Source organism: Tolumonas auensis DSM 9187, from assembly GCF_000023065.1.
In the GTDB taxonomy this organism is placed as follows: domain Bacteria; phylum Pseudomonadota; class Gammaproteobacteria; order Enterobacterales; family Aeromonadaceae; genus Tolumonas; species Tolumonas auensis.
In genome coordinates this window covers 3,042,501-3,053,637 of the sequence record NC_012691.1, presented here as the reverse complement: position 1 = coordinate 3,053,637, position 11,137 = coordinate 3,042,501, and the positions used below count along the sequence as shown (strand labels likewise).

13 protein-coding genes (1 of these 13 running past the window's edge) are annotated in these 11,137 nt (G+C 46.9%); 12 read left to right on the top strand and 1 reads right to left on the bottom strand.

Translation table 11 applies throughout. From position 1 onward, the window contains the following. Positions 1 to 98: 98 nt before the first annotated feature. The 9 genes from TOLA_RS14240 (at position 99) to TOLA_RS14200 (ending at position 6,649) form a co-directional block, all read left to right on the top strand. Positions 99 to 485 (top strand): RidA family protein, encoded by a 387-nt coding sequence (locus TOLA_RS14240; protein ID WP_015879823.1) that lies wholly within the window; start codon positions 99 to 101, stop codon positions 483 to 485. Position 486: 1 nt separating this feature from the next. After that, positions 487 to 879, top strand: a complete 393-nt coding sequence (gene tusD / locus TOLA_RS14235; protein ID WP_015879822.1) for a sulfurtransferase complex subunit TusD — start codon at positions 487 to 489, stop codon at positions 877 to 879. A 7-nt stretch (positions 880 to 886) separates the two neighbouring features. Further along, a complete protein-coding gene (tusC, locus tag TOLA_RS14230; protein ID WP_015879821.1) occupies positions 887 to 1,243 on the top strand; it encodes a sulfurtransferase complex subunit TusC in 357 nt (118 codons plus the stop codon). Positions 1,244 to 1,250: 7 nt separating this feature from the next. Continuing rightward, positions 1,251 to 1,523 (top strand): sulfurtransferase complex subunit TusB, encoded by a 273-nt coding sequence (gene tusB / locus TOLA_RS14225; protein ID WP_015879820.1) that lies wholly within the window; start codon positions 1,251 to 1,253, stop codon positions 1,521 to 1,523. Positions 1,524 to 1,706: 183 nt separating this feature from the next. Then, the gene (gene rpsL, locus TOLA_RS14220; protein WP_015879819.1) at positions 1,707 to 2,081 is read left to right on the top strand and encodes a 30S ribosomal protein S12; all 375 of its coding nucleotides are present in this window, start codon (positions 1,707 to 1,709) and stop codon (positions 2,079 to 2,081) included. An 83-nt stretch (positions 2,082 to 2,164) separates the two neighbouring features. Further along, the gene (rpsG, locus tag TOLA_RS14215) at positions 2,165 to 2,635 is read left to right on the top strand and encodes a 30S ribosomal protein S7 (RefSeq protein ID WP_015879818.1); all 471 of its coding nucleotides are present in this window, start codon (positions 2,165 to 2,167) and stop codon (positions 2,633 to 2,635) included. A gap of 81 nt (positions 2,636 to 2,716) precedes the next feature. After that, a complete protein-coding gene (fusA, locus tag TOLA_RS14210; RefSeq protein ID WP_015879817.1) occupies positions 2,717 to 4,819 on the top strand; it encodes an elongation factor G in 2,103 nt (700 codons plus the stop codon). Positions 4,820 to 4,884: 65 nt separating this feature from the next. Continuing rightward, entirely contained in the window at positions 4,885 to 6,069 is a 1,185-nt protein-coding gene (tuf, locus tag TOLA_RS14205) for an elongation factor Tu (protein ID WP_015879816.1), read from the top strand. 118 nt (positions 6,070 to 6,187) lie between these two features. After that, a complete protein-coding gene (locus tag TOLA_RS14200; RefSeq protein ID WP_015879815.1) occupies positions 6,188 to 6,649 on the top strand; it encodes a methylglyoxal synthase in 462 nt (153 codons plus the stop codon). Positions 6,650 to 6,736: 87 nt separating this feature from the next. Here TOLA_RS14200 and TOLA_RS14195 read toward each other — a convergent pair whose 3' ends face one another. After that, complete coding sequence (locus TOLA_RS14195) at positions 6,737 to 7,498, bottom strand: outer membrane protein assembly factor BamD (protein ID WP_015879814.1); 762 nt, start codon at positions 7,496 to 7,498, stop codon at positions 6,737 to 6,739. A 115-nt stretch (positions 7,499 to 7,613) separates the two neighbouring features. Between TOLA_RS14195 and rluD the strand changes: the two genes are divergently transcribed. The 3 genes from rluD to clpB all read left to right on the top strand — a co-directional run. Next, positions 7,614 to 8,594 carry a 23S rRNA pseudouridine(1911/1915/1917) synthase RluD gene (gene rluD, locus TOLA_RS14190; protein ID WP_015879813.1) on the top strand — a complete coding sequence of 327 codons (981 nt, stop codon included), beginning with the start codon at positions 7,614 to 7,616 and terminating at the stop codon, positions 8,592 to 8,594. Then, positions 8,585 to 9,322 (top strand): peptidoglycan editing factor PgeF, encoded by a 738-nt coding sequence (gene pgeF, locus TOLA_RS14185; RefSeq protein ID WP_015879812.1) that lies wholly within the window; start codon positions 8,585 to 8,587, stop codon positions 9,320 to 9,322. Before rluD ends, pgeF begins: the two co-directional genes overlap by 10 nt. A gap of 97 nt (positions 9,323 to 9,419) precedes the next feature. After that, positions 9,420 to 11,137, top strand: the 5' portion of a protein-coding gene (clpB, locus tag TOLA_RS14180) for an ATP-dependent chaperone ClpB (RefSeq protein ID WP_015879811.1). Its footprint extends 859 nt past the window's final position; 1,718 of the gene's 2,577 nt are visible here — the first part of the coding sequence; its start codon is at positions 9,420 to 9,422; its stop codon lies off the right edge, out of view.

Genomic DNA, 11,137 nt, shown 5'->3' with positions numbered 1-11,137 from the left:
GGCCCTGCGGGGCCTCTTTTTTTTGTATGGAAAGTTGCGCCACAGTAAAGGCTAGTATTACTATCAGTACTGTTTTGATAACTTGCTACGAGGGAATGATGTCTAAGTCTATTATCGCAACAGAAAAAGCACCGGCGGCTATTGGTCCTTATGTTCAGGCAACCCGAGTTGGTGATTTGGTTTTCACATCCGGACAAATCCCTTTGATCCCGGAGACGATGCAGCTGTTAACGGGTGATATCAAGATTCAGGCAGAACAGGTATTACGTAATTTAAGCGCCATTCTGGAAGCAGCAGGTGCATCCGTTGATACAGTGGTAAAAACTACCTGTTTCCTTAAAGATATGAATGATTTTGTTGCTTTCAACGAAGTCTATGCCGATTTCTTCAAAAACAGTGCGCCGGCACGTTCTTGCGTTGAAGTAGCCAGATTACCAAAAGATGTTTTGGTTGAAGTTGAAGCTATTGCCTATGTAGCGAAGTAATATGCCTGTTAATTTTGCACTCCTGGTGACGGGTTCCGTTTATGGATCTCAGCAGTCAGGTTCTGCCTATCTGTTCGCTCAGGCATTGCTGGCGAAAGGACACGCTATTTCAGGCGTGTTTTTTTATCAGGATGGAGTCACCAATGCGAATTATCTCACTGCACCGGCAAGCGATGAATACGATTTGCATGCCTTGTGGTGTGAATTGGCGGATAAGCATTATGTCACACTGCATACCTGTATCGCGGCGGCTCAACGCCGGGGAATTCTGGATGCGGTCACAGCGAAAGAAGCGGGAAAGGATACATTTAATGTTCACGCTCCGTTCTTGTTATCAGGCCTTGGTCAACTGGCAGAAATGTTATTAACTGCTGACCGGGTTGTCCGTTTTTAAGTTGGTTATGAATCAGATCGCTTTCATTTTCAGGCAGCCACCTTATGGTAATGCCTGCGGCAGAGAAGGGCTGGACGCCTTATTAGCGACTTCAGCGTATTCCGAAAATTTAGCGGCATTTTTTATGGATGATGGAGTGTATCAACTCCTGTCGCATCAGCAACCCACAGGTATACTGGCTAAAGATCATTCGGCAATGTTCAGATTATGTGCGTTGTATGATATTGAACATCTCTATGTCTCAGAGAAAGCGCTGATTGAACGTAATATCGATCCCACACAATTACTGATGCCGGTAATCGTTCTGACTGCCGATGCATTTTACCATATGTTGTCCGCATATCCTGTTAAGTTAATGTTTTGAGAATTATATGCTGCATGTTGTTTCCTCATCACCGTTTGCACACACCGCACTGAAAAATTGTCTGGATTTTATGCAACCGGAGGATCAGTTGCTATTAATTCAGGATGCAGTGATTGCCTGTACTACGGACGAATGGTGCCGGCAATTTCAGAACAGAGAGGTCTATGCAATGCAAGATGATTTGCTGGCTCGTGGCTTAAATGCGAAAGAGGGGAACCTCATTAATATGGCTGATTATGTGGATTTGGTCGTTAAATATGGCAGTCCGCTTTGCTGGTAGAAATTTTTTTACTGTGAAGAGATGGTTTGTCGCCTATACTTCTTCTCGATTCAGAATGATTCATACATTAGCTGTATAAATCTTGACTCAAAATACAGACAAGCATAGAATTTTGCGTCCCCGTATCTGCGGGGAGGATTTTTCACATGTTTATAAAGCGATTGCTATTACCAGGAGCTTTTAATGGCAACTATTAACCAGCTTGTTCGCAAGCCGCGCGTTAAGCAAGTTGTAAAAAGCAGCGTTCCTGCCTTGAATGCTTGCCCACAAAAACGTGGTGTGTGTACACGTGTGTATACCACTACTCCTAAAAAACCTAACTCAGCACTGCGTAAGGTATGTCGTGTTCGTTTAACTAACGGATTCGAAGTTACTTCTTACATCGGTGGTGAAGGCCATAACCTGCAGGAACACTCCGTGGTCCTGATCCGTGGTGGTCGTGTTAAAGACTTACCAGGTGTGCGTTACCACACCGTTCGTGGTGCGTTGGATTGCTCCGGTGTTAAAGACCGTAAACAATCTCGCTCCAAATACGGCGTGAAGAAGCCTAAGGCTTAATGGTTTTCCGTTAAGTAAGGCCAAACATTTTTCATAAAACATTTTTTTGTTTTGGGTAAAACCTGAAGTTTCGGAGAATTAAAATGCCAAGACGTCGCGTTGTTGGTCAGCGTAAGATTCTGCCAGATCCTAAGTTCGGTTCTGAGCTGCTGGCTAAATTCATCAACGTAGTAATGGTTGACGGTAAGAAATCCGTTTCTGAAAGCATTGTTTACGGTGCTTTGGAAATCATTGCTAACAAAAGTGGTAAAGACCACTTAGCTACTTTTGAAGGTGCTTTGGACAACATCCGTCCGAACGTGGAAGTTAAGTCCCGCCGTGTTGGTGGTTCTACTTACCAGGTTCCGGTAGAAGTTCGTCCGGTGCGTCGTAATGCCCTGGCTATGCGCTGGTTGGTAGAAGCGGCTCGCAAACGTGGTGAAAAATCCATGGCTCAACGTTTGGCAGGTGAACTGCTGGATGCAGCCGACAATAAAGGCTCTGCGGTTAAGAAACGTGAAGACGTGCACCGCATGGCTGAAGCGAATAAAGCATTCGCTCACTATCGCTGGTAATCCGGTTGTACAGGCCATCTTCGGATGGCCTGTACGCGGTTTCGTTGTCTAAGGTTCAACCTTAGTAAGAGGATATCTATCGTGGCTCGTGCAACACCCATTGAGCGTTACCGTAATATCGGTATCAGCGCACACATCGACGCCGGTAAAACAACGACTACTGAACGTATCCTGTTTTACACCGGTGTAAACCACAAAATTGGTGAAGTTCATGATGGCGCTGCTACCATGGACTGGATGGAACAGGAACAAGAGCGTGGTATTACCATTACCTCTGCTGCTACAACCTGTTTCTGGAGTGGTATGGGTAAACAATTCCAACCACACCGTGTCAACATCATCGATACCCCAGGCCACGTTGACTTTACTATCGAAGTAGAGCGTTCAATGCGTGTTCTGGACGGCGCAGTAATGGTTTACTGTGCAGTAGGTGGTGTTCAGCCGCAGTCTGAAACAGTATGGCGTCAGGCTAACAAGTATAAAGTACCTCGTATTGCGTTCATTAATAAAATGGACCGTACCGGTGCTAACTTCCTGCGTGCTGTTGAACAGATCAAAACCCGTCTGAAAGGTCATGCAGTTCCACTGCAACTGCCAATCGGCGCAGAAGAAAACTTCAAAGGCGTCATCGATCTAGTCAAGATGAAAGCTATTAACTGGAATGAAGCCGACCAAGGCGTTACCTTCGAATACGAAGATATTCCAGCTGAATTGCTGCCTGAAGCGCAGAAATGGCATCAACATCTGGTTGAATCCGCTGCTGAAGCTTCTGAAGATTTGATGGAAAAATACCTGGGTGGCGAAGAGTTCACCGAACTTGAACTGAAAGCTGCTCTGCGTGATCTGGCATTACGCAATGAAATTGTTCTGGTTACCTGTGGTTCTGCATTCAAGAACAAAGGTGTTCAGGCAATGTTGGATGCGGTTATTGAATATCTGCCTTCACCAACTGACGTACCGGCGATTGCTGGTCAGTTAGAAGATGGCACGCCAGCTGAGCGTCATCCAACTGATGATGAGCCTTTCTCTGCACTGGCATTCAAAATCGCTACCGACCCATTCGTTGGTAACTTGACTTTCTTCCGTTGCTATTCAGGCGTTGTGAATTCAGGCGATTTCGTTCTGAACTCAGTGAAAGACAAACGTGAACGCGTTGGTCGTATCGTTCAGATGCATGCTAACAAACGTGAAGAAATCAAAGAAGTCCGCGCTGGTGACATCGCAGCTGCGATCGGTCTGAAAGACGTGACTACTGGTGATACTCTGTGTGTTGAATCTGCGCCAATTATCCTTGAGCGTATGGAATTCCCAGAACCAGTAATCTCTGTTGCTGTTGAGCCAAAAACCAAAGCTGACCAGGAAAAAATGGGTCTGGCTCTGGGCCGTCTGGCTCAGGAAGATCCATCATTCCGCGTATGGACTGATGAAGAATCAAGTCAGACCATCATCGCTGGTATGGGCGAGTTGCACCTGGAAATCATCGTTGACCGTATGCGCCGTGAGTTCAAGGTAGAAGCGAACGTGGGTAAACCACAGGTAGCTTACCGTGAAACTGTGCGTAATGAAGTTAAAGATATTCAAGGTAAGCACGCTAAACAGTCTGGTGGTCGTGGTCAGTATGGTCACGTTGTAATCGACCTCTTCCCGCTGGAAGAAGGTGCTGGTTATACCTTCACCAACGATATTAAAGGCGGTGTGATTCCTGGCGAATTCATCCCTGGCGTTGATAAAGGTATCCGTGAACAGCTGAAATCTGGTCCTCTGGCTGGTTATCCAGTTGTGGACGTAGGTGTTCGTCTGCACTTCGGTTCTTACCATGATGTTGACTCTTCTGAACTGGCGTTCAAAATCGCTGCTTCTATGGCATTCAAATCAGGTTTCATGCAGGCTAAACCAGTTCTGCTTGAGCCTGTAATGAAAGTTGAAGTAGAGACTCCAGAAGATTACATGGGCGATGTAATCGGCGACCTGAACCGTCGTCGCGGTATCATCGAAGGTATGGAAGACGGCCCATCCGGCAAGCTTGTTCGCGCGCTGGTACCGCTGGCTGAAATGTTCGGTTATGCAACCGATCTGCGTTCTGCCACCCAAGGTCGTGCTTCTTACTCCATGGAGTTCGGTAAGTACGCTGAAACGCCAAATAACATCGCTCAGGCGGTGATTGAAGCGCGTCAGTCTAAGTAATTCAATATGTAATATTTTCCGTCTGTTCCGACAGACGGAAATAATCAAATAGGAAGGACAACGTCGTGTCTAAAGAAAAATTTGAACGTACAAAACCCCACGTTAACGTTGGTACTATCGGCCACGTTGACCACGGTAAAACTACTCTGACTGCTGCTATCACTAACGTGCTGGCTAAAAAATTCGGTGGTCAGGCGCGTGCATTCGATCAGATCGACAACGCACCAGAAGAAAAAGCTCGTGGTATCACCATCAACACTTCACATGTTGAATACGATACTGAAGCTCGTCACTACGCACACGTAGACTGCCCAGGCCATGCTGACTATGTTAAAAACATGATCACTGGTGCTGCACAGATGGACGGCGCGATCCTGGTAGTAGCAGCGACTGACGGCCCAATGCCACAGACTCGTGAGCACATCCTGCTGGGTCGCCAGGTAGGCGTACCGTACATCATCGTTTTCCTGAACAAATGTGACATGGTAGACGACGAAGAGCTGCTGGATCTGGTAGAGATGGAAGTTCGTGAACTGCTGTCAGAATACGATTTCCCAGGTGATGACACGCCGGTTATCCGTGGTTCCGCGCTGAAAGCGCTGGAAGGCGACGCGAAATGGGAAGAGAAGATCATTGAGCTGGCAGCAGCGCTGGATTCTTACATCCCACAGCCAGAACGTGCTATTGACAAGCCATTCCTGCTGCCAATCGAAGACGTATTCTCAATCGCAGGCCGTGGTACAGTAGTAACTGGTCGTGTAGAACGCGGTATCGTCAAAGTTGGTGAAGAAGTGGAAATCGTTGGTCTGAAAGAGACCACCAAAACCACTTGTACCGGTGTTGAAATGTTCCGTAAACTGCTGGACGAAGGTCGTGCAGGTGAGAACGTAGGTATTCTGCTGCGTGGCACTAAACGTGACGACGTAGAGCGTGGTCAGGTACTGGCTAAACCAGGCACCATCAACCCGCATACCAAGTTCGAATCAGAAGTATACGTACTGTCCAAAGAAGAAGGTGGTCGTCATACGCCATTCTTCAAAGGCTACCGTCCACAGTTCTACTTCCGTACAACTGACGTGACCGGTACTATCGAACTGCCAGAAGGCGTAGAGATGGTAATGCCAGGTGACAACATCAAAATGGTAGTTACCCTGATCCACCCAATCGCGATGGATGATGGTCTGCGTTTTGCAATCCGTGAAGGCGGTCGTACCGTAGGCGCGGGCGTTGTTGCTAAAGTAATCGCGTAATCGATACTTTAACAAAATGTTATAAAAGGGCGACTTTGTCGCCCTTTATTTTTAATGAAAAATATATACTGCTTAGCGCATTTTAAATATTCATTAATATTAAACCCGAGGGATTGGTATGGCGTTAACGATTCAACGTGAGATGGCAGGGCATAAGCGTTTAGCCTTGGTGGCACACGATAATATGAAACAGGCGCTGGTTGAATGGGTTAAACACCGGGCTGAAGAGTTGAAGTTGCATCATTTATATGCAACCGGTACTACAGGTACTCGTTTAAGCAAAGAAGCGGGTTTGCCGATTACATGTTTACTGTCGGGTCCAATGGGTGGTGATCAGCAACTGGGTGCTATGATTGCTGAAGGTAAAATTGATGTACTGATTTTCTTTTGGGATCCATTGAACGCAGTTCCGCATGATCCAGATGTGAAAGCGTTGCTACGTCTGGCGGCGGTATGGAATATTCCAATGGCGACTAATCAGGCGACAGCAGATTTTCTGATGGATTCACCGCATATGAATAAAAAAGTCAGTGTTGAGATCCCTGATTATGCAGGCTATATAAAATCCAGAACAGAATAGTTTTTCCCGGCAAAGATCTGGAAAAATAAAAAAGTACCTAAAAAGGTACTTTTTTATTTTTCTAATATTAACCCGGATAGTTTTTGCTTACGGATGCAGATACTCACTATCGGGATAGTTGGTGCTTAGCATCTGTCTGGCATGCTTAGCCAAATCAGTGAGATCCATCTTTTCATAAGCTTGAACCATAATTTCCAGTGCTGGTTGCGTCATTTCGGTATCTGGATAATTTTCGATCAAATATTTTGCTCTGTTAGCCGCAGATACCCATGCCTCACGGCGCATATAAAAATCAGCGATTGCCAGATCAAATTTGGCAAGACGATTCTTCAGGTATACTGCACGGGCTCTGGCGTCACTGGCGTATAAGCTATCAGGATAGTTTTTCAGCACCAGCTGAAAATCTTTAAATGCCTGTCTGGCATATTGCGGATCACGATCAGAACGATCGATACCAAACTTATCGTGGAAGAAGTTGTAATCTTCCTGCATATTGGCCAGTCCGCGCATGTAATAGACATAGTCGACATCTTTATGCGTTGGATTCAGGCGCAGAAAACGATCAATATTTGCGATCGCCTGTGCAGTGTCTTCTTTCTTGTAATAAGCGTATATCAGTTGCAGTTGCACCTGACTTGCATAAGGACCGAAAGGATAGCGAGAGTCTAATGCCTCAAGAATATCTACGGCTCTCTCGTAATCGCCGTTGTGCAATTTGCTTTGTGCCTGTTTATACAGAACCTCCAGCGGCTCATCCGGCACTTTAGGCTTGTCAGATGATGAGGAGCAACCGGCCAATAGCGACAGAGATAACAGCATTACCGGAAAAAAACGCACTACTTTTTGCATCGAAATTAGCTTCATATTGCCATGGTATGTGAAGTATCCGTTATGCTCAGAGAAAAGAAAAGATAGAATGCATCATTCTTGGCGCTAAGCCTTGTTTAACTAATTGAGATCTGACATGAGTCAAGCTATACAACTAACCGGTACTATTGAACCACACCACGAAGGCAAACGTTTGGATCAGGTGTTGGCCGATTTGTTTACCGATTATTCCCGTACCCGGCTTAAAGAATGGATACTGGGCGGTAAAGTGCAACTGGATGGCAAAGTATGCTTATTGCCCAAAGAAAAAGTGATGGGTGGCCAGCAAGTAGAAATCGCGACAGAGCTGGAAGATGATACCCGCTGGCAAGCGCAGGATTTGCCTCTCAACATCGTTTATGAAGATGAACATTTGCTGGTAATTGATAAACCGGCAGGTTTAGTTGTGCACCCAGGTGCGGGTACTCCGGATGGCACAGTGCTGAATGCATTGCTGCATCGGTATCCTGACATAGCAGAAGTACCTCGGGCTGGTATTGTTCATCGTCTGGACAAAGAGACTACAGGTTTGATGGTGGTTGCTAAAACTATCCCGGCACAGATCCGTCTGGTTTATGCATTGCAAAAACGTCGCATCACCCGTGAATATGAAGCAATCGTTGTTGGTCATATGACAGCCGGTGGTACCGTCGATGAGCCGATCAGTCGTCATTCTACACAGCGGACTATGATGGCTGTGAACCCAATGGGTAAACCAGCAATAACGCACTACCGGGTAGCTGAGCGGTTCCGGGCTCATACACGTTTACGTTGCCGTCTTGAAACGGGCAGAACCCATCAAATTCGTGTGCATATGGCTCATATTAACCATGCTTTGGTTGGTGATCCGGTATACGGTGGCCGGTTACGTCCAATTCGTAATGCGTCTGTGGAATTGAGTGATTTTTTACGTACATTCCGTCGTCAGGCATTACACGCGACTATGCTGCGATTAACTCATCCAATTACCGGTGAAGAGATGGAATGGCACTCGCCAATCCCTGATGACATGGTTCAGCTGATCGAAGTATTACGTCTTGATTCAGCTGAACACCCGGACGATATCGTATGGGTTTAATTAAACCTGACTGGCCGGCTCCAGATAATGTACAGGCGGTATTTACCACCCGAGAGGGTGGTTTTAGTTCAGGTGTATATCTGGGTCTTAATCTGGGCGCGCATGTCGGCGACGATCCTTTACTAGTCAGTAAAAATCGTCAGCAGTTACAGCAACAGTTAGGATTACAGTCTCAGCCGGTATGGCTGACACAGGTGCATAGTACCGAGATCCTGCAGGCAGAAAACACTTTTACTGAACCGCCAGTAGCTGATGCTGCTATCACCACGAAGGTTGGATTGCCTCTGACGGTCATGACAGCAGACTGCCTGCCAGTGTTGTTTTGTGATAAAGACGGAACGGTGGTCGCAACCGCGCATGCGGGCTGGCGTGGCTTGTGTGCCGGGATACTGGAAAAAACTATTTCCGCAATGCAATCTGCACCGGACAACATACTCGCCTGGATTGGTCCTGCTATAGGTCCTTCCGCTTTTGAAGTCGGTGATGAAGTTAAAGCGGCTTTCATTGCTCAGGATCCGGAAGCCGTCCATGCATTTACAGCGCATAACGATAAATGGCTGGCTGATCTGTTTCTGCTTGCCCGTCAGCGTCTCAATGCTGCTGGTGTCAGTGCTATATATGGCGGTAATCAATGTACTTTCAGCGATGCGGAGCATTTTTACTCCTATCGGCGTGATGGACAGACAGGCCGCATGGCCGGTTTGATTTGGCGTACGATTAAAATTTAAGCACTTCCTCTTGAAAGCAATCCTGGCATCCCCATCTTATACTCAACAGTAAATGATCGATTTACGATCAAACCAGCGAGATAAAAGAGGTACCGGGATGCGCTTAGATCGTCTCACCAGCAAATTTCAGACTGCTATTTCTGATGCTCAGTCATTAGCACTCGGAAAAGATCATCAGTTCATTGAACCCATTCACATCATGACAGCATTGCTGGATCAGCAAGGTGGATCTATTCGTCCACTACTGATCTTGGCCGGATGTAATGTTGATACACTGCATCAGCGTCTTACGCAGGAATTAGATCGTTTGCCTCGTGTCAGTGGGGTTGACGGTGATATTCAGATATCACCGCAACTGGGACGAATTCTGAATATGTGCGACAAGTTATCGCAGCAGCGGCAGGATCAATTCATTTCTTCAGAAATGTTCTTGCTGGCCGCGCTGGATGATCGCGGTACTTTGGGTGATCTGCTACGCCAGAATGGTGTTGTGAAAGATAAACTGGATAAAGCGATCGAAAAAGTCCGTGGTGGTGAAAAGGTGACAGATGCCGGAGCGGAAGAAAAACGCCAGGCATTGGAAAAATATACAATTGATCTGACGGAACGAGCCGAGCAGGGCAAGCTTGATCCAGTCATTGGCCGTGATGAAGAGATCCGGCGTACCGTTCAGGTATTACAACGGCGTACTAAAAATAATCCAGTACTTATTGGCGAACCGGGTGTGGGTAAAACGGCGATTGTAGAGGGACTGGCTCAACGCATTATTAATGGTGAAGTACCGGAAGGTTTGAAGCATAAACGGGTCTTGTCACTTGATATGGGCTCGTTGCTGGCGGGGGCAAAATATCGCGGCGAATTTGAAGAACGTCTGAAAGCTGTACTGAATGAGCTGGCTAAGCAGGAAGGCAATGTGATCCTGTTTATTGATGAGCTGCACACTATGGTGGGTGCTGGCAAGGCCGAAGGGGCGATGGATGCCGGTAACATGCTGAAGCCTGCACTGGCGCGTGGCGAGCTGCATTGTGTTGGCGCAACTACACTGGATGAATATCGTCAATACGTTGAAAAAGATGCTGCCCTCGAACGTCGCTTCCAGAAAGTACTGGTGGATCAACCTTCGGTGGAAGATACGATCGCGATCCTGCGTGGCCTGAAAGAACGTTATGAACTGCATCATCATGTACAGATCACCGATCCGGCTATTGTTGCGGCAGCGACATTATCACACCGTTATATTTCCGATCGGCAATTACCAGATAAAGCCATTGATCTGATTGATGAGGCGGCGGCCAGTATCCGTCTGCAAATAGATTCTAAACCGGAGCAACTGGATCGCCTCGAACGCCGTATCGTGCAGCTGAAAATGGAACAGCAGGCCTTGATGAAAGAGTCTGACGTTGCCAGTGCCCAGCGATTAGGCATTATTAATAAAGAAATCACAGAAAAAGATCGTGAATACAATGAGCTGGAAGAGATCTGGAAAGCTGAGAAAGCGGCACTGGCTGGTACACAGCATATCAAATCTGAATTAGAGCAGGCTCGCCAGGAACTGGACGTCGCGCGTCGCGCCGGCGATCTTGCCAAAATGTCAGAGCTACACTATGGCCGTATCCCTGAGTTGGAAAAACAACTGGACTTAGCTTCACAAGCAGAAATGCAGGAACAAACGTTATTACGTAACCGGGTAACCGATGAGGAAATAGCAGAGGTTCTGTCTCGTTGGACTGGTATTCCGGTTGCTCGTATGCTGGAAGGCGAACGAGACAAACTGCTGCGGATGGAAGAAAAGTTGCATCAGCGTGTTATCGGGCA